This window comes from Streptomyces sp. NBC_00250 (assembly GCF_036192275.1).
Taxonomy (GTDB): Bacteria; Actinomycetota; Actinomycetes; order Streptomycetales; family Streptomycetaceae; genus Streptomyces.
Genome location: NZ_CP108088.1, coordinates 2,022,220 through 2,047,524, shown reverse-complemented (window position 1 = coordinate 2,047,524; position 25,305 = coordinate 2,022,220). Strand labels below are relative to the sequence as shown.

The window sequence follows — 25,305 nt, the reverse complement described above, 5'->3', positions numbered from 1 at the left end:
GTGACGTCCCCCCACGCCCCACACGTCGCCGTGGATCCGGTCGTGGCCGCCCTGGGCGGACTCGGCTCGCCCGTCGACTGCACGAGCACGCGCAGCCTGTCCCTGGAGGGTCCGCTCGTCCTGTGGCTCGTCGTCGAGGGCGCGCTGGACCTCTTCGCGATCGACGCGGCACAGGAGGGCCACTGGCACTTCCTGGGCCGCCTCGAACCGGGCACGCTGCTGCTCGGCCCGGCCGAAGGCCCCGGCCACACCCTGATCGGCCGCCCCCTGGCGGGCTGTCTGCTGCGCCGCATCGAACTGCGCGAGCTGCAGTACGGATCCGGGCAGTACGGATCCGGGCAGTATGGATACGGGCAGTACGGCTCCGAGCAGTACGGCGACGTCTCCGAGGTGCCCCTGAGCCCGCTGGAGAACGCCTTCGCCCTCGGCATCGGGCGCGGCCTGCGCGTCCTCTACCAGGCGCCGCTGGAGAGCCGCGCCACCGCGGCACCGGCCGCGGCCGACGACGACATCCTGTGGATGCAGATCACCCCGGGCAGCGTCCAGTACGGCGCCTTCTACGAGGGGTACGAGGGGTACGACACGGCGGGCGCGCTCCTCGTCGACGGGGCGATGTGGCAGGGCATGGTCGACCAGCAGTACCGGCTGCTGTACGCCCTGGACCACTGGATCGAGCAGGTCGAGCGCGCCCACGAGGACCGCACGGCGGCCGGCATCGAGGCCGGTGAGGCCGCCCGCACCCAGGCCGACCAGGCGCTGCTCGCCTCGATCGGCCGCTCCGGCGACCGGTCGCGCGGGGCCGCCCGGCGCGGCGCGAGCGACGACGCGGTCTTCGCCGTGTGCCGGCTGGTCGCGCGCGAGGCGGGCATCGCCCTCTCGGAACCGGTCGGGACCGGCGCCGACTCCGGAGGTACGGACCCCGTCGAACGCATCGCGCTCGCCTCGCGGATCCGCACCCGCGCCGTGCGGCTCCACGGCCGCTGGTGGCGGGAGGACAGCGGGCCCCTGGTGGGGCGGCGCGAGGAGGACGGCGCACCGGTCGCCCTGCTGTGGCGGCGCGGCGGATACGAGGCCGTCGACCCCGCCACCGGCAGCCGGGAGCGGGTGGGCTCCGCCGACGAGGACGCCTTCGAACCGAGCGCCGTCATGTTCTACCGCCCCCTGCCCGACGGGAAGCCGGGCCTCCTGCGGCTGCTCCGCTTCAGCCTGCGCGGGACCGGCGGGGATCTGCGGAGCCTCCTCGTCGGAGGTCTCGTCGCGGTCGGCCTCGGCGCGCTCGTCCCCCTCGCCACCGGCAAGGTCCTCGGCGAGTACGTACCGCGGGCCGAGGACAGCCTCATCGTGCAGACCGCGCTCGCGCTCATCGCGACCAGCGTCGTGTCGGCCTCCTTCATGCTGCTGCAGAACATGGCGATCCTGCGGATGGAGGGCCGAATCGAGGCCACCCTGCAGCCGGCCGTCTGGGACCGGCTGCTGAGGCTGCCGGTGACGTTCTTCGCCGGCAGCTCCACCGGTGAACTGGCGAGCGCGGCCATGGGGATCAGCTCCATCCGCAGCGTGCTGTCCGGCATCGGCTCGGTCTGTCTGCAGGCGGGCACCGTCGGCACGATGAACCTCGTCCTGCTGCTCTTCTACAGCGTGCCGTTGGCGATGGCCGCGCTCGCCATGCTGCTCGTCATCGCCGCGCTCTTCCTGGGGCTCGGACTCTGGCAGCTGCGATACCAGCGGCAGCTGCTCAGGCTCGGCAACAAGCTCGACAACCAGGCGTTCCAGACCCTGCGCGGCCTGCCCAAGCTGCGGGTGGCCGCGGCCGAGAGCTTCGCCTACGCCGCCTGGGCGCGGGAGTTCGCCCGTACCCGGGAACTGCAGCAGCGGATCGGCCGGATCAAGAACGTCATCACGGTCCTCAACGCGGTCTGCGGGCCGCTGTGCATGCTCGTGATGTTCATGCTGCTGGCCGGCCCGGCCCGGGGCAGCATGTCCGCCGGTGAGTTCCTCACCTTCAGCACCGCCGTGACGATCCTGCTGTCCTCGGTCACCCAGCTGACCGGTGCGCTCATCTCGGCCGCCGCCGTACAGCCGATGTTCGAGCAGATCAGGCCGGTCTTCGAAGAGACCCCCGAGATACGCGGCTCCAGCACGCGGCCGGGTGTGCTCGCCGGGGGAGTCGAGGCACGGAACCTGTCCTACCGGTACACCGAGGACGGTCCGCTGGTCCTGGACGACGTGTCGGTGCGGGTGCGGCCGGGCGAGTTCGTCGCGATCGTCGGAGCCAGCGGCTGCGGCAAGTCGACCCTCCTCCGGCTGCTCATCGGCTTCGACCGGCCGGTCGCGGGCAGCGTGCTGTACGACGGGCAGGATCTGGCGGCGCTCGACCGGGCGGCCGTGCGCCGTCAGTGCGGCGTCGTCCTGCAGAACGCGCAACCGTTCTCCGGCTCGATCCTCGACTGCATCCGCGGGGCCGAGCCGTACCCGCCGGAGGAGGCGTGGGAGGCGGCCGCCATGGCCGGTCTCGCCGAGGACATCAAGGCCATGCCCATGGGCATGCACACCATGCTGTCCGACGGCGGCGGCACCGTCTCGGGCGGTCAGCGCCAGCGGCTGATGATCGCGCAGGCCCTCATCCGCAAGCCGCGCATCCTCTTCCTCGACGAGGCCACCAGCGCCCTGGACAACGAGGCCCAGCGCGTGGTCATCGAGTCGACGCGCACGCTGCGCTCCACCCGTGTCGTGATCGCCCACCGGCTGTCCACGGTCATGGACGCCGACCGGGTGATCGTGATGGCGGAGGGACGGGTCGCCCAGCAGGGCCCGCCCGCCGAGCTGCTCGCCGACACGAGCGGCCCGTTCCACGAGCTCGTACGCCGCCAGCTCGGCTGATCGGCGCCCGGCCGGACCCGGGACGGTCGACAGGGGGCGGAGGTCGAGCCGGGCCCGGGACGCCGGCCGCCCCGGGGCCGAGGCCGCGGAGAAGCCGGCGGATCGGGCGTTCGCGGGTTCGCCGTGCACGGTCCGGACCGTGGCCCGATCACCGCGAAGCGGCCGGAACCTTGCTGTCGACGCTCGGCTCCCCGGCGGGCTGCGCCGCCGGGTGCGCCTTGGTGAGCGTGCAGACGCCGTCCACGCACTGGCGCTCCAGACGCCCACGGGAGATGGTCTGAGCCAGGCCGACCATCCAGCAGGTGGGGCAACCGCGGAAGGCGATCAGGGCCAGCGGGGCCGCGAGCAGGGTGGCCGGGCCGGCGACCGGCACCATGGCGATCGAGCCGATGATCAGCCCGAAGCCGATGACGCCGCGCGCCAGGTGGCGTGGGACGGACTTGCTGGCGAAGTCGGGCGCCGCGGACTGCACGGTCGTCCGGATCTCCACGTCCGGTGCGGGCTTCACTGTGTTCACGGTCGTGACTCTCCTCCGACTGGGTGGTCGATGTCTCGATCGGGCGCCTACGCGGCGGCTCGATCGGATGCTTCTTCGGTCGCTTCCAGGGCGTCGCGCACCGTCGCGCGGGCCCTGTGCAGCCGCGACTTCATCGCGGCGGTGCTCAGACCGAGCGCATGAGCGACGGTCCTGCCGGGCAGGCCTTGTACGTCCCGCATGATCAGGACCTGCCGCTGGTCGCGGGGCAGAGCGCTGACCGCGGCCGCGATCCGCTCCACCTCCAGCCGGTGCAGCACCGCCTCCTCGGCGGACGGTTCCGGGGACGCCTCCGGTTCGGCCGACGGCTCGTCATTGCGCGAGACGAGGAGTCGCACCTGCCGGAGGCACTCGTTGCGCACGATCCGGAACATCCACGAGGCGAGCGCGCCGGTGGCCCGCAAGGAGCCGATCTTCCGGTAGAGGATGATCAGCGCTTCCTGCGCGGCGTCCTCGGCATCCTGCGGCGAGGCGCACAGCGACTTGGCGAACTTGCGCACATGCGGCTGCGATTCCATGACGACGGTGGTGAGCGACGTGACGTCGCCGTCCTGAGCGGCCTTGATCAGTCGCTCGTCCGGCCAGGAGAAACGTTGGTTCATGTGCTACTCATACCTGGCGGGTGCCCTGTGCGGAGGCACTCGTCAGCTTCGGCTCTTGAAGCGGCGCATGAGGTGCCAGCTGCACGCGCCCACGAGCAGGACTCCGATGACGACGATGGCCGTGACCATGGTGTTTCTCCTGTGTTCTGCCGGCGCCGTTCGGCCGGTACACACATAAGAGACGGCGAGGTCCCCAGAGGATTCACCTCCGGCCGAACTTTTTCGTCTCGACACCAACGAGAAGGGCTCCAAGGACATCGGATAGCAACCCGTCGGCGCCACTCACAGCGACGACGACCACCGCCGCCCGCGAGGGTGCGCGGCGTCACTCCCCGTCGTCGTCGCCGGGCTCGTAGTCGTCCAGTTCGCCTCGCAGTGAGGCCGGGCCGGACGTGGGGCCCTCCCGGAGGAGGGCGAGGAAGCTGCTGAGCGGATGGTGCTGGGGGCGGGCGTCGTAGTCGATGCCCTCGGGGTCCCGGTACTCGTCCAGACGGGCGAAGGGCACGATGACATAGGGGCGTTGGGACCAGGGGTGGCTGTCGGCGGGGTCGGGGTCCATGCGCCACTGGGTGCCGCGCGTGCGGTTGTGGACTTCGCCGACGTACCAGCAGGCGGTCTGGATCATCGGGGTGTGCTCGCGGACGAACAAGTCGTCGACGGACGTGACGTGTTCGCGGATCAGGGCTTCCATGCGGTCGAGGGAGCGTTCGTCGAAGTCCCATCCACCGCCGTGGCGGCGGCTCCACTCGTCGAAGCGGCCCCGCTGCTCGCCCAGCCACGCCGTCAGGCGGGGGTTGTCGGCGTGCGCCCTGTCGATGCGCTCGGCGACGGCGTACTCGTCCTCGTCTTCGTGATCCCAGATGTCATCGCTCACGGCCGCTAAGCCTAGCCCTCGATGTCACGGCAAGAATCAGTGATCTGCACGGAGTTAACACATGCCACGCCGACGAAATGGCATTGCGGCGGCAAAGCTCGGCCCTAGGATCGGACCGCTTGTGCGGCGCCGACATGAGCAACGGGGGCCCTGGCGTCACACAGCCGGAACCGAACCCGTGGGGCTCCCGGGGAGAGCACTGTGAAGCCAGCACGAATAGCGCGCCGCTGGCGTGCGCTCAGGAACAGCCTGCTAGCGCTCGCCTGTGCCACCGTCATCACCGTCACCGGCCAGCCGGTCGTCGGTGTCACCGGCGTCGCCGAAGCCGCGCCGCTGCCGCGGCCGAAGCCGGGCAAGCGCTGCGACGAGATGTACGGGGTGAAGAACGTCCCCACCGGCGGCCTGCCCCAGGGGGACGCCTCACGTGCGGTGGACCGTTGGGACACGTACGACTACACCAACCCTGGTCTCCAGTTCGACGGCCTGAACCCGACCCAGGCCGAGCTCGACGCAGCGGGCACCGACTACAAGAAGTTCGACCACAGCGACCCGCGGCGCATCTACGCCCGGTTCAACGCGCAGAAGCGGTGGAAGGTCTTCGGCGACTACCTGGCGAAGGTCTACATCCCGAACCAGGGCCACGATGCCCGCGGCAAGGCCTTCATGGCCAAGGTCGTGCGCGAGATGGGCCTGACCGGCCCGGACTGGATCTGCGAGAAGGAGTTCTACTTCGTCGATCCCGACAACCCCCGCGACCGCCACTTGCGCCGGCCGGACGCCTACAACAAGCGCACCCGGGAGATCGTGGAGGTCAAGTCCAACGGCAGCCCCGCCGCCAGCGAGAAGGCCGCGGACCGGGCGTGGGCCAAGCACCCGGGCTGGCGCTCCTACAAGTACACCTATGTGTTCGCCGAGAACCAGACCCGCGACGCCAAGAACTTCATGAAGGAGCTGAAGGACAGCGCGGGCAAGGACGCGCTCGGCCGCGACCGGCTCCGTACCTACGACTACCAGTCCCACCACAGGGGACTGCCGCCCAAGGGCACCGAGAACGGCCCGTACCGCGCGAACGGTACGACGATGTCACCGGGCAACGGCACCTCCACCGGGTCCCGCGGCTCCGGCAACCAGGTGATCAACCAGTCCCCGGCGAACCCGCAGACCCTCAAGGAGCAGCTCGACCGGTTGGGCAAGACCGGACAGCGCTCCTTGATGAACCGCGGCCTCGGCGGCATCGACTTCACCACCCTCGACCTGAGGTACATCGGCAAGGCCAAGAGCGGCAAGGGACTGGACTACGCGTTCTCCGCCAAGTCGGTGGAGGACGAGTACGCGGCCGGGTGGGGCGGCCAGGAGAAGGGCAACCTGATCTCCGACGCGTTCTTCACCTGGCTCGCCCTGGACCCGTCCACGTTCTGGGTGAACCTCAACCCGGACGAGCCGAACCGCATCATCGACAAGGACTTCGGCAAGACCGACGCGGGCCGGGTGCTCCTGGAAGCGGACCTGGAGCTGAAGCACGACATCTTCAAGGCCATGGACCCGGAGACGGACGCGGGCCGCAACTTCATGAACGCCCTGCCCAAGCGCGACGGCTTCCCCTGCTGGGCCGGATTCCGCTACTGGATCGAGCCGGAGACCGCGGTCGTGCGCGAACAGGACGGCGGCATCCACATCCTCGACACCCCGCTGAAGCTGTCCACGGTGCCGCAGGAGACCACCACACAGCCGCCCGGCGGGAAGGGCTGCGACCTCACCGAGGCGGAGACGCAGCAGTCCGACCGCGTCCTCGACCAGTACATCACCCCCCTGGTCTCGGAGAAGGTCAACAACGGGGACTACTACGCCGACCTGCGCCGCGTCTACACCGCCCGCGTCGCCGCCGAGTGGGTCCGTCAGAACGCCGCCGACATGCCCGACGAGTACCGCAGGATCATCAACAGCAACGACGTGAAGCGCTGGGCGCTGCGCGCGCCGCATCAGGACTGGACCGGCAAGCAGGTCTGGGTCCGCTACTACAAGGCGTTCACCGAAGGCACCTTCAAGTACCAGTGGTCCAACGGCGAGGACGTCTACGTCTACACCGTGGGCGGGGTCGACTTCTCCAAGCAGCCCAAGAGCAACATGAACCCGGTGCGTTTCCGCACCGAGCAGCGCTACAAGCCCCGCACGGTCGGATACGCGGTCGACACGCTCGCCGACGATCCGAACAAGAAGGGTTATCTGATGTTCGGCGGAAACAGCGCCGGACACTCCGATGGCGGCACCCCCAGTCCCACTCCCACCCCCACGGGAACCGGGGAGCCGACCCAGACCGCGACCCCGACCCCGACGGGTACGGGGACGCAGACCCCGGCCCCGACGGATCCGGCACCGACGGCCAGCCAGTCGCCCGGGGCCACCACCCCGCCCGGTCCGAAGGACCCCGACGGCGACCTCGCCGACACCGGCAGCAGCACGCCCCTGGGCCTGATCGGCGGCATCGCGGCCGCAGCGATCGCCGCGGGCGGCGCACTCGTCTGGTGGCGCCGCCGCCGGGCGAACAGCGGAAGCTGACCGGCACCGCACCTTTCAGCACCGCGCAGCAGAGGGGCCCTTCCCGTCCACGGGAAGGGCCCCTCCCGCATGCCGGGGCGGAAGAGCCCGGCCTCGGACCCCCATGGAGTCGCCATCAAATGCCTTGCTGTTTCTCCGAATTGCCGAAATCGGCGACCGCCTGGAAAGGCCGGAAACATCGGAGATCTCTTCTCCGTCGGGTTCCCGGCCGAATGCGGTGGCGGGTTTGTGACATGAAGCCGACCCGCCACCGCCGGCCGGTTGCCCCGGTCCCGTGCTGAGCCCGAACGTGTCTGTCGAATGCGGCAAGTACTTCTCTCTCGACGATGAGTAGGAGACGCTCATGCATCCCCCGTGCCATTTTCACGGCGAATCCGATGGAACGGCATCCCCGGAGGCGTCACGATGAGGCGTTCCGGGCGCCTGTTGGCCACCGCGGTCGTCGGCATCACCGTCCTCGGGACGGTCATGACGAGCACTGCGGCGAGTGCCCCCGACCCGACTCCGACCCGGACTCCGTCCTCGACCCCCGCTTCGACCCCCGCTTCCCACGAACTGAGCCTGCCCCCGTCTGTCCGCGAGAGCCTCCTCCAGGCCGCCGACGGAAACCGGGCGAACGTGCCCCTGACGCTGGTGACCGGTGACAAGGTGCGCATCGGCGTCACCGAGGACCGGCGCCCGGTCGTCAGCGGGATCGAGCCCGCGGCACGGCCCGGGCACGAGTCGGTCGCCTTCCACACCGTCACCCGGAACGACCAGGTCTACGTCGTACCGGACGACGCGTTGCCGCTGCTCCGCGCCGACCTGCTGGACTGGGAGCTCTTCAACCTCGCCAAGCTGGCCGACTGGGCGGCCGCCGGCACGACCGGCGAGGTCCCGGTGATCGCCACGTACACCGGAACGGCCCGGGCCCGGACGGCGACGACCGTCACCGGTACGACGGCCAAGAACGTCCTGCCGAGCATCAACGCCCGCTCGATGGCCATCAAGGGCGATGGCCAGTGGTGGCGAGAGGTACGGAAGAAGGACACCGGCACGTCCGCCGCCTCCCGGGCCACCGGCCCGCTGGCCGGGGTGGACAAGGTGTGGCTCAACCAGCTGACGAGGCTCGAACTCGACAAGTCCGTGGCGCAGATCGGCGCGCCCGCCGCCTGGGAGCGCGGCTTCGACGGTTCGAACGTGAAGGTCGCGGTGCTGGACAGCGGCATCGACGCCACCCACCCCGATCTCGCCGACCGGATAGTCGAGGCGGTCGACTTCACCGGCAGCCCGAACGGTCCGGTGGACGGACACGGACACGGTACGCACGTGGCGTCCACGATCGCCGGCACGGGCAAGGCCTCCGACGGGCTGCGCCGCGGTGTGGCGCCCGGTGCCAAGCTCGCCATCGGCCGGGTGTGCGACAACGAGGGCAGGTGCGCCGGCGACGCGGTCATCGCCGGCATGGAATGGGCCGCCAAGTCCGGTGCCCCTGTGGTGAACATGAGCCTCGGCAGCCAGCCCACCAACGGGACCGACCTCCTGAGCACCACGCTCAACAGGCTCAGCCGCACCTACGGCACCCTGTTCGTCGTGGCCGCGGGCAACGCCGGCCCCAACCCCGAGACGGTCGGATCGCCGGGCGCCGCCGACGAGGCCCTGACCGTCGCGGCCGTGGACAAGAGCGACCAGATGGCCAGGTTCTCCAGTCGCGGACCCCGCCTCGGGGACGGCGCGGCCAAGCCGGACATCGCGGCTCCGGGCGTCGCCATCGCCGCGGCCCGCGCCAAGGGCACCGCGATGGGCACACCCGTGGACGACTTCTACACGTCCGCCAGCGGCACCTCCATGGCCACGCCCCACATGGCCGGTGCCGCGGCGATCGTCGCCCAACAGCACCCGGACTTCACCGGGCGGCAGATCAAGGCCCTGCTGATGGGGACCTCGCGGGACCTCGGGCACGACCCGTACGCGCAGGGCGCGGGCCGGGTGGACGTGGCCCGCGCGGTCGATCCGAGGATAGTCCCCGACGGAAACCTGAACTTCGGACGGGCGATGTACCCGCACTCGCCGGTGTCCAGGACGATCACCTACACCAACTGGACCGACGAGCCGATCACCCTCACGCTCTCCGCCTCGGCAGCCTCCTCGGGCGGCTCCGCACCGGCCGGGCTGTTCACGCTCAGCGCCGACCAGGTGACCGTACCGGCCAAGGGTTCGGCCGAGGTGACGGTGACCATGGACGGCAGGACGGTGGACGGTTCAGGGCAGTACGGCGGATACCACGGCGTCCTGACCGCCAAGGACGGCGCCGGCGCACTGCTGGGATCGTCGCGGCTCTCGGCGTTCGTGGAGCCGATGCGCCACGACCTGACCATCAAGGTCATTCCCCCGGCCGGTGCCACCGAGGTGTCGTACGGCGACGCGCTGATCGTCCCGGTCGACGAGGACAAGCAGAAGCTGTACGAGGAGCCGCTGACCGCACCGGGCGGCGAGACGATCACGGCACGGGTGTTCGCCGGCACGGTCGTGGCGGCCGTCCCGGTGACGTGGCGGGACGCGGCCGGCGAGCTGCACCAGGCACCGCCCATGGCACCGGAGGTGAAGATCACCGGGGCGACCGCGGTGGAGCTGGACCTTCGGAAGCTCAAGCCGGTCAGGGTGAACACCCCGGAGCGGACCGAGACGTACCAGGCGAACTTCAAGGTCGAACGGACCTCCGTGGACGGCGCCTGGGGGATCACCGCGGGGCTGTCCACCGAATACGGTCCCGGTGAGCCGCACTGGTGGGTGCTGCCGACCGGTGGGGTCAGCCTCGGCACGCTCGCCTTCGACAGCCGGCACGTCCTGGTGCCGCCGGCGGTGACGATGAAGGTCACGGGGAAGGGCGACTCGTTCGATCTGGGCGCCCGCTACGCGACACCGGACACCACCATCAACGGTGGCAACCAGAAGTGGCTCCAGGACGGGAAGCCGGTGACCACCCTCGTGCGGTCGGCGATTCCCCGACTGCCCACCCATGGGCGCAAGACCGTCGTCCACGCGGGCACCGGCTCGGCCGAGGAGCTCGCCAAGGTCGACGCCAAGGGTGCGCTGGTGCTGCTGAAGCCGACCGACATCTGCGGGACGACCTGCGACTTCACCGCACTGCGCAAGCGAGTGGCGGCGGCTGCCGCCGCAGGCGCGGCCGGGGTGCTGGTGACCGGCGAGACCGATCGGGTCGCGCTGCTCAAGTACGAGTCGTTCCGGCAGTACAAGTGCGGAAACGGCCCCGACGACTGCCCGCCGGTCGATCCGTACGCGGCGCTGCCGATCGTGACCGTACCCCCGGTCGAGGGCGCCACGCTGATCCGGCGGATCGAGGGCGCAGGGAAGTCCGGCGTCCAGATCGAACTCGGCGGCCAGAGAGAGGTGTCCAAGGCCTACGCCCTGGCCTTCGGCTCCCCTGATCGGGTTCCCGGCAACCTGCCGTACCAGGTCCAGACGCGGGATCTGGACCGGGTCGACCACCGTCTCCACGCCGATCGGCCCGGCGCGGTTCCCCACTTCAGCTGGAACCGGATGACCGAGTCCGGCCCGGTGACGGAGGAGATCATGCTGCCCAAGCCGGACAGCCAACGGCAGTTCACCACCCTGGTCGGGCCGCGGGACGGCAACGCGATCGACCGCTTCGAGCTGTCGGCCAGGGACTATCTCGCGCCGTCCGTGGCGCGACCGTCGGGCCCGAACGAGACGCAGGACCTGGTGCTCGGCACGAAGAAGACGATCGACTGGAACGCGGGTCCGACCCTTCCCGGGGCGGCGCCCCAGGCCCGCACGAAGTCGGGCTTCACCCTCGCCACGGGTCTGCCGTGCGCCGGCTGCCGGGAAGGCGACCGCTTCTGGCCCACCCTGTACCTGACCAGCGGCGGGGGCGGCCGCCAGGCCATGATGGGCATGCTCGACGACACGGGCGTCGCCCATCTGATCTACGAGATCCAGGCCTGTGAGCCCCCCGCCTGCGGCGTGAGCCTCCTCGACGGCGCCGGCCACGAGCTCCCGCAGAAGCTTCACCCCGTCGAGTTCGTCTTCGAGCTCGGTGAGCCCGGCGCGGTGCCGGACCTGACGTCGAGGAGCGGGCGGTGATGACCGACATGGGAAAGGAGACCGACCCGATGAACGCGGCCGAACCATCGAGATGGCGCCGGACGGTGAAACTGGCGGCGGCGGCAGCCGTGGCGACGCTCGCGCTGGTGGGGTGCAAGGCCGACGTCATCGCGTACGACCTGCCGGCGGAATCGGCCCGCTACACGTTCCAGGCGGAGACCAACGGGGTCAGGACCGCGTGGGAGTACACGTCCGACCGGCCGACGAAGACCGACACGCCGACGTCCCAGCCGTGCGTCGCGGACGCCGTCGTCAAGGATCCCGGTGTGTGCCGTCCGGAGCCGTTGATCTTCCTGCGGTACGACCTGGGCCTGGGGCTGGACAACACCTCCGAGGCCGGCGGGTCCCACCCCGTCACCGTCACCGGCTACTACCAGGATCGGCTCAGCAGGCCGCCGACCGTGACCGGTCTGCGGATGGAGGCCAGCTTCGACGGCGGCAAGACCTGGCAGCGGGTCGGCACTCGGGCCGAGAAGCAGAACACCTTCTCGGCGCGCGTCCCGCACCCGAGGCGTGACAAGGCTCCCGAAGGAGTCGCGCTGCGGGTCACCGCGACCGACAGCGCGGGGAACACCGTCGAGCAGACCATTCCCCAGGCGTACCGACTGCGCTGAGGCACCGCTGAAGCGGTGAACCGACCTGAGGGGTCGCGGCCGGGGGCGGGAGACACAGGCGCCCCCGGCCGTCCCTCGCGTCATCGGACGAGCCGAACGCATGCGGACAGAGGCGGTCCGCTCAGACCTTTCGACGACAGGCCGAAGTATCGACAGACATGTGGAGGGCTGGAGCGCACCATGCTGTCAGACGTGCTGGGACTCACCCCCGAAGAGGCGGACGCCTACCGCACCCTGGTCTCGGTGGCCTCCGCCACTCCCACCGGACTCGCCGAACTCGTCGGCTGCGACGCCCGCCAGGTGGTACGCGTCCTCAGCAGGCTCGAAGGCCGGGGGCTCGTCGGGCGCAGCCTCGGCGACGCCACCCGGTTCGTCGCCTCCCCACCGGCGGCGGCACTGCGGGCGCTCCTGATCCAGCGGCAGAACGAGCTCAATCTGGCGGAACTCGAACTCGACTCCCTCGACGAGACCTACCGCGCGGCCAACCGAGGGCGCGGCGCGGCGGAGGTCGTCGACGTGGTCCACGGCGACGAGGCCGTCCGCGAGCGCGTAGGACGCGTCCAACTCGGCGCGCGGAAAGAGATCATGAACTTGGTGAAGGCGCCGTTCTTCTCCTCCGGCAACATGACCGACGACGCGATCATCGAGCGCGGTGTCCGGTATCGCGTGGTGCTCGAACGCGGCATGCTCGACGGGGGAGTTCCGTCCTTCGACGAGATCATCCAGGCGCGGACCGCAGGAGAGGAGGTCCGCATCGCCGACACCGTTCCACTGAAGCTCTTCATCGTGGACCGAGAGCTGGCGATCGTTCCACTCCTCGGGTCGGCCAATGCCGCGAAGGCGGGGGCCCTGCTCGTGCACGAAAGCAGCTTGCTCGACGCGCTGATCGCGCTGTTCGAGGCGGAATGGGCGAAGGCGACGCAGTTCGTCACCACCGCGGGCGCCTTGCGGAGCGCGCCGGCCATCGACGATCTCAGCGCACAGATCCTCAGCCTGTTGCTGACCGGCCTCACCGACCAGGCGATCGCCACCCAGCTGCGTGCCTCCCTGCGGACGGTGCAGCGTCGGATCCGTCACCTGATGGATACCGCGAACGTGCAGAACCGCATGCAGCTGGGCTTCCACACGGCACGGCTGGGCTGGCTCCAGGACGAGCGGGACGCACAGCCTCCCGAACCGGGCGAACCGGCACAGGGCGGCGTCCCGGCCGTGGGATAGGGTCCGGCCGAGAAGATTCCGCTCGGTCCGCCCGAGCTGCGTCAGGGTGGGGGACGGCGGCCGTCCGAGGGAGGCGCTGGATGCTGCAGGCATTGGGACTGGGGACGGCCGAGGAGGCCGTCTACACCGCACTGCTGGCCCGCCCGACCGCCTCCGCGCATGAGCTCGTACGCCAGACCGGACTCGGGGAGTCCGCGGTCGCCCGGGTCCTCCTCGACCTGTCGGAACGCGGGCTCGTGGTGGTCGCCACCGAAGGCGGCGACCGGGTGCCCGACCCCTCTGGCGGCAGCGGGTCCGCCCGGTCGTCCGCCCGCTATCGGCTCACCCCGCCCTCGGTGGCCCTGGCCCCGCTTCTCGTCGAGCAGCGCAACGCGCTTCATCGGGCCGAGGCCGCGTTCACGATGCTGACCGAGCAGTACCGCAGCACCGCCGCGCATCCGGCGGGCAGCGTCGTGGAGGTGGTGGTCGGCAGGGAGCAGGTCGCGCACCGGTTCCACCAGCTGCAGCGCGGAGCCCAGCGGGAGCTGCTCATGTTCCTCGTCGGGGAGCCCAGCGCGGTGGCCCGCGAGGACGCCGACATCTCGGAGAGTTCCGCACTGGACCGCGGAGTCGACTTCCGGGTCGTGGCCACCAAGGACTATCTCGACGGTCCCGGCGTGGGGAGGGACGTGAGGGAGGGCATCTCCGCGGGCCTGGAGATCCGCCTGGCCGAGTCCTTGCCGTTGAAGATGATGGTGTCGGACCGGGAGCGTGCCATGGTGCCGCTGGACATGGCGGACTCCGGCGCCGAGCCGAGCGCCATCGTGGTGCACCGCAGCGGTCTGCTGACGGCCCTGGTCCAGCTCTTCGAGCGGGAATGGGCCCAGGCCCGGCCGCTGTTCGACACCTCCACGGGTGTGCGTGCGGAGCCGGTGGCCGACGATCGGCCGACCGAGGGGGAGTTGGAGGTCCTCGCGCTGATGCTCGCGGGGGTCTCCGACCGGAGGGTGGCCTCGCAGCTCGATGTCTCGATCCGCACCGTGGAGCGACGCACCCGCCGCCTGATGGACCGCGCCGGAGCGGATTCACGTCTGCAACTCGGCTGGCACGCCGCGCGTGCGGGCTGGCTCTGACCCGTCGTCGGCCGAAGGGCCACGGGTGTGACTGACCGGTGTACGCCCCCGATTCCCGCGGTGTGAAGCGTTACCGGATGCAAGCGCGTGACGGGTGACCGCCATGCGGGGAACCCGCCACGTCCGGCATCCCTCGGCGATCCGTGTGTCTGCCAGGCTGCAGCTGCATCCCGACACGTTCACGGTTTCCACTGGGAGATTCATGCGCTCCATAACGCGTACAGCCCTGGGCGCGGCCACCGCCGCCGTCCTGACCGTCACCGCGGTCGCACCCTCCATGGCGGACACCCCGCCTGACGGTGCCTCGGGCAAGACGCCCATCGTCGGCAGCGGGTCCGCGGCCACGGGCGGCAAGCAGGCCACGGTGACCCTCGTCACCGGTGACAGGATCGTGGTGACCACGGACCCGTCGGGTCGCAGTTCCGCGGCCGTCCTGCCCCGCGAGGACGGCACGCAGCCGACCGTCCAGACCTACCAGACGGGCAAGGACCTCTACGTCTACCCGGAGGGCGCCACCCAGGCGATCGCCGACGGCACGGTGGACGAGCAGCTGTTCAACGTCACCGGGCTCATCCGCCAGGGATACGACGACGCGCACACCGACGCGCTGCCGCTCATCGCCACCTACCTGCCCGGCGTGAACGTCCTCGACAGCGCACCGCCGGCTCCACGCGGGGCCGAGCGGGGCCTCGCCCTCCCGGCGGTGGACGGCGTCGCGCTCAAGGCCGACAAGGACACCGCCGCCACCTTCTGGCAGGACGTGACCGACCCCCGCTCGCGTTCCGCCGCCACGCTGAAGAAGCTGTGGCTGGACGGCAAGGTCGAAGCGACGCTCGACCGGTCCACCGCCCAGGTGCACGCGCCCGAGGCGTGGGCGGCCGGGTACGACGGCAAGGGCACCAAGGTCGCCGTCCTCGACACGGGCGTGGACGCCGAGCACCCGGACCTGGCGAGCCGGGTCACCGCGTCGAAGAACTTCACGGACTCCAGGACCACCGACGACCTGGTCGGCCACGGCACGCACACCGCCTCCACCGTCGGCGGGTCGGGAGCGGCGAGCGAAGGCCGCATGAAGGGCGTCGCCCCCGGTACCTCCCTGCTCGTCGGCAAGGTCCTCAACGACGGGGGCTACGGTCAGGACTCCTGGGTCATCGCCGGCATGCAGTGGGCCGTCGACCAGCAGGCCGACGTCGTCTCCATGAGCCTGGGCAACGCCACGATCGGTGACTGCACGGACCCGGTGGCCCAGGCCACGAAGCAGCTGGCGCAGAGCAGCGACTCGCTGTTCGTCGTCGCCGCCGGCAACGCCGGTTCGGGCACCGAGACCGTCTCCTCGCCCGGCTGCGTGCCCGACGTGCTGACCGTCGGCGCCGTCGACCGCGACGACACCACGGCGTGGTTCTCCAGCCGCGGACCGGTGGCCGTCACGCGCACCCTCAAGCCCGAGATGGCCGCGCCCGGCGTCGGCATCTCGGCCGCGAGCGCGGGCGGCCGGGGCGTGTACGCCTACCGCTCGATGTCCGGCACCTCCATGGCCACCCCGCACGTCGCGGGCGCCGCGGCCATCCTCCGCCAGGTCCACCCGGACTGGACCCCGCAGCAGCTCAAGGCCGCCCTGGTCTCCTCCGCCCGCACCGGCGGTAACATCGCGGGCGCCGACCAGACCGGCGCCGGAGTGCTGGACGTGCTCGGCGCGGTCGACCAGAAGGTGCTCTCCGCGCCCGCCGTCCAGGCCGGCAGCTACAACTGGCCGCAGGACACCTCGGACCGCGCCACCGTGCAGGTCCCCTTCACCAACACCGGCGACAGCGACCTCACCCTGAACCTCAGGGTCAGCGGGGTGCACGGCAACGACGGCAGCGACATCCACTCCGGCATCGCCAAGCTGGAGGACACCAGGGTGAGGATCCCCGCGGGGGCCACTGTTCAGGTGCCGCTGCGGATCGACCCGACCGCCCGCCTGAAGGACTCCCAGTACGGTGCGGTCACCGGCCGGATCCTGGCCACCGGCGGCGGTACGCACGTCTCCGTACCCTTCACCCTCTACGTCCAGCCGGAGACGGTCACGCTCCGGATCAAGGTCATCGACCGCGACGGCAAGCCCGCGACCGGCCCTTCCTCCCTGGAACTCGTCAATCTCGACATCGACAAGGGCGAGCGGCGCTTCAACGCGGGTGCGGCCGAGCAGACGTTCAGCCTGCGGCCCGGCGACTACGCCCTGAGCAGCTTCGTCGCGTCGTACGACGCGAGCAACACGACCGAATCGCTCAGCTACCTGGCGCGGCCGCAGTTCCGGATCACCAGTGACACCACCGTCGTCCTCGACGCCCGCGAGGCCCACCGGCTGAGCCTGCGCACCGACCGTCCCTCGACGCCGGACAGCACCACGCTCAGCTACGCCCGCACCTGGGACGACACGTGGCAGGCAGGCGGATCGCTCGTGATCCCGAACAGCATTCACCAGCTCTACGCGGACATCGACGGACGCGCGCGCAACGGCACCTTCGAGTTCCGCTCCACCTGGCGCGCGATCGGTTCCGAGGGCGGCTCCCCGTACGTCTACAACCTGTCGTACCCGACGCAGGGTCCGCTGCACTCCGACCAGGTCTACCGGCCCAAGGACGCCAAGCTGGCGCAGGTGAGGGAGACCTGGAAGGCCCTGGGCAAGGAGGCCGACTACCTCGACTCGCTGCACGTCCGCCCCTCCGGCGGCGACAGCGGCTTCGTCACCGTCGCCGCGTTCAGGAACGTCAAGGCGCCCGGGATCCGCACCGCGTACTACACGACCGGCGACGACTCCTGGTACCACGGCGCGATGACCAGTTTCCCGTTCGCCGCGTTCATGGGCGACCAGGAGCGCACCTACCGGGAGGGGCAGCGCAGTGCCGAGGAGTGGTACGGCGGCCCCCTGCGGCCGGGTGCGCCGCGCGACGCGGCCGGCAAGCCGATGCTGGCCGCCGAGCGGCAGGGCGACCTGATCGGCTTCCAGAACGCGCTCTGGATCGACGGCTCCGGCGACCACTGGACCTACGGCGGATCGTTCGGCGACCTCGGCAACCTGGTGCTGAAGCGAAACGGTGAGCGGATCGGCACCCGCGTCGATCCGTACGGCGTCTTCGAGGTGCCGGACGAGGACTCCGCGTACGAGCTGACCCAGAAGCTGGACAAGATCCTCACCGGGGACCGGAACTGGCTGCGCTCGACCTCGGCCACCACCACGTGGAGCTTCCGCTCCCACCGCGAGCCGGACGTCTACTCGCGCGGTCTGCCCATCCTCTCCCCGGCGTACGACCTGCCGGTGGACGGCCTGAACACGCTGCCCGCGCAGAGCGGCATCAAGGTCGGCCTGTCGGTCGAGGGCCACGCCGGGTACACCCCGGGCGCGATCACGGCGGCCTCGCTGTCCTACTCCTACGACGGCGGCACCACCTGGACCGAGGCGCCGACGCAGCAGCTGGGCGGCAAGTGGACGGCCGTCCTCGACCACACCGGCGCCACCGGCAAGCAGGTCATGACGAAGGCCACCTTCACCGACGCCAACGGCAACGCGGTCACCCAGACCATCACCCGCGCCTACGACGTCCGGTAACCCCACGGTCCGGCCGGGCGGTCTCCGAGCGGGGGCCGCCCGGCCGGGCATCCGCTGTTCCCACCCGTTGTTCCCACCCGTTGCTCCCACCCGTGATCAGCGGAGCCGGCGCCCCCTCGGCACGAGCGTGCGTACGTCCTCGCGACGGTGCGAGCCGGGCGCCGGCTCACCCGTTCGGAGCAATTGAACGATCGCTCCCGGACCGACGGCCGGACGATGAGCCCATGAGCCAGAACACCGCACCCCGCCCGCCCCAAGCCAGTTCAGGCGCCACGGAGGCCTCCGGCGGAACCCTGTTCGCCGGTGTCCTCATGGTGGTCATCGGTATCCTGGACATCCTCCAGGGCATCGTCGCCATCGCCAAGGACGACATCTACACCCGCGTCGGCGACTACGTCTTCGAGTTCAGTCTGACCAGCTGGGGCTGGACCCACCTCATCCTCGGCATCCTCGTCGCCCTCGCCGGCGCCGGAATCCTCAAGGGCTCCGAGTGGGGGCGGATGGGCGGCATCACACTCGCCTCCCTGAACGCCGTCGCCCAGTTCCTCTTCCTGCCCTACTACCCCTGGTGGGCACTCTTCTCGATGGCCGTCTCGATCGTCGTGGTCTGGGCGCTGGCCACGGACGACACGTCCTTCCGGAAGACCGGAGCGGCGTGATCCCTCATCCCGCGGTCGCGGACCGCCGAGGCGCGAAGGGGCCCGTGCACGCACCGGTCACGAGGGCAGCCGTGCCCACTCGACGGCTGCGGACCGTGAGGCGAGCAGGGTCCCTTCGACGCTGAACGGCACCGCGGCGTCGCCCACGAAACCGATGCGGTGCCCCATGGCGGTGAGGCGGTCCAGGACGACGCGGACGAGACCTTCGGCGGCCGCGTCGACGGCGGTGACGCGCACGAGGTCGATGACGGCGCGCCCACGGCCGACCTCGGGCAGCCGCTCCGCCAGGGCGTAGACCAACTGTTCGGCGGCTGTGAAGTCCAGCTCTCCTTGCGCCGCGACCCATGCGGGCAGATCGCCGGGCGCCGTCCCGCCTCCGGCCTGGCGCCAAGCGGCTTCGTCGGGTCCGTCGCTCAGGCCGGGGCGGATGATCGTCGGGGCGCCGGACGGGGGGTTGTGCATCAGATGGAGCCCGAACTCTCGCGACAGCTCGGCCAGCGCCGCGACCGCGCGGACGGGGTTCCCGGCGGCGTCCAGCAGGGGGCTGTAGCAGCCGACTCCGGAGCGCCCCGGCCTGACCGCCACCAACCCCCCGGAGACGCCGCTCTTCGCGGGCAGCCCCACACGCAGGAGCCAGTCGCCCGAACCGTCGTACATCCCGCATGTCGCCATGACGGCCAGGACCTGCACGGTCACCGGCTCCGGGACGACCCTCGCGCCGGTGACAGGGTTGACGCCTCCGTTCGCCAGCGTCGCGGCCATCACCGACAGGTCGAGGGCGGTGACCCGGATCGCGCACTGCCGGAAGTAGACGTCCAGCACACCGGACGGATCACCGGCGAGGGATCCCGCCGCGCGCATCAGGTGCGCGAGGGCGATGTTCCGGTCGCCCGTGGCCGCCTCGGCGCGGTAGACCTCGTCATCGACGTCCAGGGACCGCCCGGCGAAGCGGCCCAGCGTCTCCAGGATCCGCGTGAACCGCTGCTCGGCACTCGCGGCCGGCACCAGGGCGGTGGTCGCGATGGCCCCCGCGTTGATCATCGGGTTCGCCGGCCGGCCCGTCTCCGGATCCAGACTGATCGCGTTGAACCGCTCGCCGCTCGGCTCGACCCCCACCCGGCGGAAGACCTCGTCCGCGCCGAGTTCGGTCAGCGCGAGCGCCAGGACGAACGGTTTGGACACCGACTGGATCGTGAACGGCTTGTCCGCCTCGCCCGCCTGATAGCGATGCCCGTCCGCACTCGTCAGCGCCATGCCGAAGTCCGCGGGATCCGCCCGCGCCAGAGGCGGAATGTACGTGGCGACGTGCCCGCTGTTCAGTTCACGGAACTCACGGCAGAGGTTCGCCAGCACGGCGTTCACTGCGTCGAACACGACACGTTTCACCATGCGCTCATCCTTGTCCGGAACGACCGTTTCGCAACGCAGGCGCATGGGGAACACGTCACGGAAGCACGGCCCTCCCGAAGGGGAGACCTTGCCTACGTCATGTCGGCGGGCCGGTCTCGTCTGTCTTTCCGCTCCAGTCTCTTCTTCTTCGTGCCTTCGATCTCCTGGACGTCCCAGGGGCCGGAGACGACCGACGGGGCCTCGCCCGAGATCACGGAGGCGATGGGTTGGCCGTCCTCGTCGTAGACGGTGGCGACATCGGTCAGCTGCCAGAAGAGGTTGAGCTCGGGGTGTTCGCCGAGGTTCTGGTAGGTGCTGGAGACGAAGGACGTCGTCTGGGTGGACACGGTGAGCTGCTGGGTGGAGGTGGAGGACTCGCTCAGGGAGGCGGAGACGGATGCGCTGAACGGGCCCCAGCCGGCGCTGGCGCTCACGCCGACGGACGCGTTGGTGGTATCGCTCTGCGAACTGCTCTCCTGCATGCCCTGGGTGACGGTGTAACTGACGGTCCGGGTCTCGCCGGGCGCGAGGCTGTAGGACTCTCCCGTGCAGTGCCAGAACTGCTCGCGGGTGACGGCCACGCCGAGACCGACCTGGTCGTCCGCGAACGTGTTCACCGGGGTGCGGGTCGTGGTGCCGTGCTGGACGAGACCGGTGGCCACCAGGACGCTGGGGCCGTCCTGCGGGATGAGCATGTCCGCGGTGGGTTGGGGGATCGGTCCGATGTCGTTGGGGTCCAGCAGGTCGAAACCGGAGAAGGTGAGGGTGCTCTTGCCCGCGGGGTTCTGCAGTACGGCGGCGAAGGCGCCGGAGTAGTGGGACTTGGCCAGCCAGTAACTGCCGGCCCAACAGTCGCCGGTGATCACGACGTTGTCACCGTCGGGGTCCATGACGAGTCCGGGCAGGCCCGCGGTCCAGTTCCCGTCCTCGTCGGGCCCGCACAGGTTGCCGGACTGATCGACGTAGAAGACGTCGAGGGGGATGGAGAGGTCGTTGATGACGAGGACCGAGGCCCTGAACTCCTTGAGGGGTGAGACGAGGGTGCCCGCGAGGGCCGCTCGGTAGTTGTCGTTCATTCGCATGGTGAGCTCCGATCACCTGCCGCGCATTCGCGTGCGCGGCAGAGCCGTTCAGAAGTCGGGCTCGTCGGTGAGGTAGTAGATGCGCGTGCCGTGCTCGGTCTGTACCAGAGCCAGTGGCCCCTGCGTGGCGACCTTGGCGGCGGCCGGAAGGTCCAGCCCGTCGGTCAGGTCCCACCAGTTCCAGTCCGACCCCGGCCCTCTCCACAGGGAGAGGTGATTGTTCCAGTCCACGTAGGACACCCAGGGGCGGCCGTCGGTGGTCGCCGCGCATGCGACGGAGCTGTTCGCGGCCGCGGTCGTGACGATCTCCTGGGTCGACCAGCCGTTCTCCCAGTTCGCCCAGAGCGGTTCGGATCCCCAGCCCACCAGTGCGACGCCCTTCAGGGTGCCGTCGGCCGACGCGGCCGCCTGCGGACTTCCGTCCTTGAGCCGTCTGACACCCTGGCTGGAGAGGTTCCTCGACGACCATCTGCCGTTCTCGTCCCCGTCCCCGTAACTCCTCGCCATCTCGATGAGGCTGCCGCTGGTGTCCGCGTAGTAGATGCGCCGGTGGTCGCTGCCCCACCCTGTGGCGGTCAACCCGCTGAGTGGGGAGGGAGAGGGGAGTTTCATGAACTTCGTGAGATCGGAGATCCGGCGTGGCGGCTTTCCGAATCCCTCCACCTCGATGACGTGGCCGTTCTTGTTGAAGAAGTAGACGAAGCGGCCTCGGGCGTTCTGCAGCGCTGCCAGCGGACTCATCGCCGGCACCGTGGGGATGAAGTCGGCGATGTCGGAGTGCCAGGTGCGCTCGGACTTCAGGGGCTTCATGGACTTCAGGACGATGAGTCCGCCGCCCTCGTCCACGTAATAGACCATCATCGTTCCGAATCGCATGCCGCCGGTCGTCAGCGGACTGTTCCACCGGGCCGCGGGGACGCCGAGGCTGCTGGTGAGGTTGAGGAATTGCCAGCGGCCTCCGTCGGTCTTCAGCTCGATGACGGCGCCGTCGGTGTCCGCGTAGTACACGCGCCGACTGTCCGATCCCCAGCCGGCCGCCGCGAAGCCGCTGGTCAGGGCCGGGAAGGGGGCTGGTCTGAGGATGCCGCGTCCCACGTCCCTGCCCGCGGCGATGTTGAGGTTGGTCCATTGGAACGAGCCATCCGGCTGCTGAGCCACTTCGATGACAGCCGTGTAGCCTCCGCCCTGGGTCACGCCCATGGGTCGGGCACCCGTTGTCGCCATGATCTCCTCCAGCTGTTGGTGGGTGCACCCTGCTCTCGGGGTCCGTGGTGTGTGCCGCTGTTCGATCGGCCTGTCGCGGTGAGCCGAGGTACGAGGGGGCCGCCTAGGCCGGCCGGACGGAGACGATCTCGGGAGTGTCGTGTCGGATTTCGGTGGGCGGGGCGGGCGGGTCCAGATCCTCCTTCACCAGTTTGTCGACGTCGACGGGGCCCCAGACGACGGACGGGCCCGTGGCGGAGACGATCGACGCCAACTGGGTCCCTGTCTCGTCGAACACGGTGAGGACGTCGGTGAGTTGCCAGAACAGGCACATCCACCCGTGGCTGTCGTCGTTGGAGTACTGGTTCGACGTGAAGCTGGTCGTCTGGGTGGACACGGTGACCTGCTGGGACTTGGTCGAGGACTGGCTCAGGGAGGCGTTGACGGAGGCGCTGAAAGGGCCCCAGCCGCCGCCGGCACTGGCACTGACCGAGCCTGTCACCGTCCTGGTGTCGGACGAGCTTTCCTGCATCCCCTGAGTCTGCGTGTAGTCGACGGTCTTGTCCTCGCCCGCTGCCAGGCTGTAGGAGTTCGGCAGACGCTGCCAGAACTGCTCACGGGTGACGAACCTGTTCTTCTGCAGTGTCCCCGTCCCTACCAGGATCCTCGGTCCGTGGGGTGGGACGATCACGGAGCCGGTGGGTACGGGAGTCTCCCCGATGTCGTCCGGGTCCAGGAGGTCGCGGCCGGTGAGGGTCACGGCGGCGTTGTTCCGGTCGGCCCTCCAGACTGCCGCGAAGGCGCCCGAGTACCCGACCTTGGCGACGAAGTAGTAGGACCGGTCGATGTTCTTCCAGGTGATGGTCGCTCCGGGGTCCAGGATCTGGCCCGGGTAGCCGGGGGCCAGCCTGTTCGTCCGCTTGTTGCGGCCGTACAGCAGGCGGTCGAACCCGACCCAGTACACCCATAGATGTACGGGCGTGCCGTTGGTGACCGTCATGTTCGTCCGGCTTCCGTTGTCCACGGAGGCGAGGGTTCCGCTCACGGCGTCCTGATAGGTGTCGTTCATGCGCATGGGATGGTCCTCCCTTTCCCGGAGAGGCGATCGGCGCCTGCCGTCCGCGACGGCGCGGCGGACGCCCCGTCACTCCCGCCACCGCATCAGGTCCGGAAGGCGGTTCGGGTGTCGTGCGCGGCCCGGCCCGACCGCCCTGCGGGCGGTCCCGTCGCGTGGTCGGCCGCACGGGCGCCGTCAGCGCCGCGGGCGGGCACAGCGCCGGGGCGCCCGCGGCGTCTACTCCTCGCTCGTGTAGTAGACGCGCGGGCCGCTGGTGCAGATGGCGGTGATCGGGCTCGGAACGCCGGTGGCGACAGCGGGAAGGTCCAGCTCGGCACCCAGGGAGCGGGAGGTCCACGTGTACCCCGACCCCGACCCCTGCAGTTCGATCAGGTGGTTGTCGCCCTCACCGGGGTAGTCGGCGGTGCCCAGGTAGTACACCTGGGCCCCCGGGCGATCGGCACGTGCCACCGCGGCCAGTGAGCTGCCGGCGGTGGCCGGAGGAGTGCCCGCACCATCGTCGGCATTCACGCCCACACGGTCGACGTCCCAGCCGCGGCCGTTGAACCCCACCCCGACCACCATCCGGTCGGTGTCCAAGTAGTAGAGCTGCGGATGGCCCTCCGCGGTGAGCAGGACCGCGAGCCGGCTGCCGGCTGCCGCGGCCGGGGCTCCGTAGACGGACAGGCTGCGTACCTGCCACACCACGCGGCTTTCCGGACGCTTCTTCGTCCCCCCGATGACGGTGCGTTCCAGTTGTACGGGCCTGTCGCTCTCGTCGAGGAAGTACACACACCGGGAACCGGTACCGCAGACGCCGGCGGTCAGCCGGCTGAGCGGGGCGGGCGTCGGGCACGCCTCGATGCCGGACGTCAGATCGTCGACCGACCACCCCTCCGTCCCGAGCCACGACGCCTCGACGATGTGGCCCAGCCCGTCCAGGTAGTAGACGTATTCGCCCTGTTCGGTGGTGACAGCGGACAGCGGACTGATCGACGAACCTCGCGGGGTGTCGTCGGACACGTCGTACGTCCACTCCCGCGACCGTTCCTCCAGCCGTACCAAGCGCCGACCGCCGTCGAGCCGGCCGTCGTCGAAGTAGTAGACCCCCAGGCCCCCGACGTGTCCCGTCACCGCCAGCGCACTGCCCGCATCGGCGGTGGGGGCACCGATCTCGGTGGTGAACACCCGGTATCCGTCCCATCGACCGTCCGGCAGCGAAGGCTTGTACGACGCTCCGACCAGGCTTCTGTTCAGGTCCTGGTAGAAGACCCGTCGATCGTCCTCAGTCGATCCCAGGGCCGCCAGCCCGCTTCCCGCGATCGCCACCGGACTGACCTGGCGCCACACCGGCCCACCGTCGGACTCCGGGGAATCGGGTGTTTCCTCCTCGGAGAAATTGATGTCCGAGTACCCCCATTTCCCGTCCTGTTCGGCCACCTCGATGATGCTGAAAACCTTTTCGGCCATCCTTCTCACGCCCCCGTTCCTTCCATCCGTCAGGCAGGCCACGGCAGCGGCCCCACTGCCCCGGCCACCTCCTACCGCTGCCCCACCCGGCGGAGTTCGGACCGGTGGCACGACCGCTGCCCTCCCTCCACGATGCACCTCCGAGGCAGCTGTCGCACGTGGAAGGGAGGGCCGATTGGCTGGTCAGCATGGGCAGTTGACACGCTCGCCGAGAGCCTCCGCCCGGACGTCGGACACTCCCGCCGCAAGATGCGGGAAACCGTGAACGGTGGGTAGATGAATGGAGCGGCACGCTGCCGACCGATCGGCCGGCAATGTGCGGGTCGCCGTCGGCACCGGC

At 70.2% G+C, this 25,305-nt stretch carries 16 protein-coding genes; 8 read left to right on the top strand and 8 right to left on the bottom strand.

The features are described from left to right. Complete coding sequence (locus tag OG259_RS09150; RefSeq protein WP_328941801.1) at nt 1-2,880, top strand: NHLP bacteriocin export ABC transporter permease/ATPase subunit; 2,880 nt, start codon at nt 1-3, stop codon at nt 2,878-2,880. A 148-nt stretch (nt 2,881-3,028) separates the two neighbouring features. On the opposite strand, the gene OG259_RS09145 is transcribed toward OG259_RS09150, so the two are convergent. The 3 genes from OG259_RS09145 to OG259_RS09135 form a co-directional block, all read right to left on the bottom strand. Next, nucleotides 3,029-3,397: a hypothetical protein gene (locus tag OG259_RS09145; protein ID WP_443051937.1), complete on the bottom strand. Its 369-nt coding sequence runs from the start codon at nt 3,395-3,397 to the stop codon at nt 3,029-3,031. 47 nt (nt 3,398-3,444) lie between these two features. Then, complete coding sequence (locus OG259_RS09140) at nt 3,445-4,017, bottom strand: RNA polymerase sigma factor (RefSeq protein WP_328941800.1); 573 nt, start codon at nt 4,015-4,017, stop codon at nt 3,445-3,447. 325 nt (nt 4,018-4,342) lie between these two features. Beyond that, nucleotides 4,343-4,891: a hypothetical protein gene (locus OG259_RS09135; protein ID WP_328941799.1), complete on the bottom strand. Its 549-nt coding sequence runs from the start codon at nt 4,889-4,891 to the stop codon at nt 4,343-4,345. Nucleotides 4,892-5,092: 201 nt separating this feature from the next. On the opposite strand from OG259_RS09135, the gene OG259_RS09130 reads away from it, so the two are divergent. From OG259_RS09130 to OG259_RS09100, 7 genes are all read left to right on the top strand, one after another. After that, on the top strand, nt 5,093-7,447 hold the full coding sequence (locus OG259_RS09130) for an LPXTG cell wall anchor domain-containing protein (RefSeq protein ID WP_328941798.1): 2,355 nt from the start codon (nt 5,093-5,095) through the stop codon (nt 7,445-7,447). A 405-nt stretch (nt 7,448-7,852) separates the two neighbouring features. Continuing rightward, nucleotides 7,853-11,551 (top strand): S8 family peptidase, encoded by a 3,699-nt coding sequence (locus OG259_RS09125; protein ID WP_328941797.1) that lies wholly within the window; start codon nt 7,853-7,855, stop codon nt 11,549-11,551. Then, nucleotides 11,551-12,186 carry a hypothetical protein gene (locus OG259_RS09120; RefSeq protein WP_328941796.1) on the top strand — a complete coding sequence of 212 codons (636 nt, stop codon included), beginning with the start codon at nt 11,551-11,553 and terminating at the stop codon, nt 12,184-12,186. Before OG259_RS09125 ends, OG259_RS09120 begins: the two co-directional genes overlap by 1 nt. A gap of 180 nt (nt 12,187-12,366) precedes the next feature. Next, nucleotides 12,367-13,404, top strand: coding sequence for a helix-turn-helix domain-containing protein (locus OG259_RS09115; RefSeq protein ID WP_328941795.1), 1,038 nt, complete (start codon nt 12,367-12,369; stop codon nt 13,402-13,404). 80 nt (nt 13,405-13,484) lie between these two features. Beyond that, complete coding sequence (locus OG259_RS09110; protein WP_328941794.1) at nt 13,485-14,516, top strand: helix-turn-helix transcriptional regulator; 1,032 nt, start codon at nt 13,485-13,487, stop codon at nt 14,514-14,516. Nucleotides 14,517-14,718: 202 nt separating this feature from the next. Further along, on the top strand, nt 14,719-18,105 hold the full coding sequence (locus OG259_RS09105) for a S8 family peptidase (RefSeq protein WP_328941793.1): 3,387 nt from the start codon (nt 14,719-14,721) through the stop codon (nt 18,103-18,105). Between the two features lie 224 nt (nt 18,106-18,329). Beyond that, entirely contained in the window at nt 18,330-18,764 is a 435-nt protein-coding gene (locus tag OG259_RS09100) for a DUF7144 family membrane protein (RefSeq protein WP_328941792.1), read from the top strand. A gap of 57 nt (nt 18,765-18,821) precedes the next feature. Here OG259_RS09100 and glsA read toward each other — a convergent pair whose 3' ends face one another. The 5 genes from glsA to OG259_RS09075 all read right to left on the bottom strand — a co-directional run bounded on the left by glsA (nt 18,822) and on the right by OG259_RS09075 (nt 24,965). After that, nucleotides 18,822-20,153: a glutaminase A gene (gene glsA / locus OG259_RS09095; protein ID WP_328941791.1), complete on the bottom strand. Its 1,332-nt coding sequence runs from the start codon at nt 20,151-20,153 to the stop codon at nt 18,822-18,824. 92 nt (nt 20,154-20,245) lie between these two features. Then, nucleotides 20,246-21,235 (bottom strand): hypothetical protein, encoded by a 990-nt coding sequence (locus tag OG259_RS09090; protein WP_328941790.1) that lies wholly within the window; start codon nt 21,233-21,235, stop codon nt 20,246-20,248. A gap of 48 nt (nt 21,236-21,283) precedes the next feature. Then, nucleotides 21,284-22,459, bottom strand: a complete 1,176-nt coding sequence (locus OG259_RS09085) for a hypothetical protein (RefSeq protein WP_328941789.1) — start codon at nt 22,457-22,459, stop codon at nt 21,284-21,286. 103 nt (nt 22,460-22,562) lie between these two features. After that, nucleotides 22,563-23,513, bottom strand: a complete 951-nt coding sequence (locus OG259_RS09080; RefSeq protein WP_328941788.1) for a hypothetical protein — start codon at nt 23,511-23,513, stop codon at nt 22,563-22,565. Nucleotides 23,514-23,732: 219 nt separating this feature from the next. Beyond that, nucleotides 23,733-24,965: a hypothetical protein gene (locus tag OG259_RS09075; protein WP_328941787.1), complete on the bottom strand. Its 1,233-nt coding sequence runs from the start codon at nt 24,963-24,965 to the stop codon at nt 23,733-23,735. Nucleotides 24,966-25,305: the final 340 nt, after the last annotated feature.

What these genes read in the sequence shown, in the direction of transcription:
- glsA (WP_328941791.1), bottom strand. Translation starts at nt 20,153, where the DNA reads ATGGTGAAACGTGTCGTGTTCGACGCAGTGAACGCCGTGCTGGCGAAC.
- OG259_RS09105 (WP_328941793.1), top strand. Translation starts at nt 14,719, where the DNA reads ATGCGCTCCATAACGCGTACAGCCCTGGGCGCGGCCACCGCCGCCGTC.
- OG259_RS09115 (WP_328941795.1), top strand. Translation starts at nt 12,367, where the DNA reads ATGCTGTCAGACGTGCTGGGACTCACCCCCGAAGAGGCGGACGCCTAC.
- OG259_RS09120 (WP_328941796.1), top strand. Translation starts at nt 11,551, where the DNA reads ATGACCGACATGGGAAAGGAGACCGACCCGATGAACGCGGCCGAACCA.
- OG259_RS09125 (WP_328941797.1), top strand. Translation starts at nt 7,853, where the DNA reads ATGAGGCGTTCCGGGCGCCTGTTGGCCACCGCGGTCGTCGGCATCACC.
- OG259_RS09075 (WP_328941787.1), bottom strand. Translation starts at nt 24,965, where the DNA reads ATGGCCGAAAAGGTTTTCAGCATCATCGAGGTGGCCGAACAGGACGGG.
- OG259_RS09080 (WP_328941788.1), bottom strand. Translation starts at nt 23,513, where the DNA reads ATGCGCATGAACGACACCTATCAGGACGCCGTGAGCGGAACCCTCGCC.
- OG259_RS09090 (WP_328941790.1), bottom strand. Translation starts at nt 21,235, where the DNA reads ATGCGAATGAACGACAACTACCGAGCGGCCCTCGCGGGCACCCTCGTC.
- OG259_RS09110 (WP_328941794.1), top strand. Translation starts at nt 13,485, where the DNA reads ATGCTGCAGGCATTGGGACTGGGGACGGCCGAGGAGGCCGTCTACACC.
- OG259_RS09140 (WP_328941800.1), bottom strand. Translation starts at nt 4,017, where the DNA reads ATGAACCAACGTTTCTCCTGGCCGGACGAGCGACTGATCAAGGCCGCT.
- OG259_RS09100 (WP_328941792.1), top strand. Translation starts at nt 18,330, where the DNA reads ATGAGCCAGAACACCGCACCCCGCCCGCCCCAAGCCAGTTCAGGCGCC.
- OG259_RS09085 (WP_328941789.1), bottom strand. Translation starts at nt 22,459, where the DNA reads ATGGCGACAACGGGTGCCCGACCCATGGGCGTGACCCAGGGCGGAGGC.